1 rRNA gene is annotated in these 216 nt (G+C 56.5%); it reads left to right on the forward strand.

The features are described from left to right. Positions 1-216: ribosomal RNA gene (locus lacNas_RS06980) — 23S ribosomal RNA — on the forward strand; the annotation flags it as partial.

Genomic DNA, 216 nt, shown 5'->3' on the forward strand with positions numbered 1-216 from the left:
GTTTCCTGGGGCAGGCTCGTCCGCCCAGGGTAAGTCGGGACCTAAGGCGAGGCCGAGAGGCGTAGTCGATGGACAACAGGTTGAAATTCCTGTACTGCACCGAATCGTTATGAGCGATGGAGGGACGCAGGAGGCTAGCAGCGCGTGGTGCTGGATACCACGTTCAAGCGTCAAGTCTGAAAGCGAGTCAAATGCTTGCTTTCATAAGGACAAGGC

Source organism: Lactobacillus nasalidis (genome assembly GCF_016587775.1).
Lineage (GTDB): Bacteria > Bacillota > Bacilli > Lactobacillales > Lactobacillaceae > Lactobacillus > Lactobacillus nasalidis.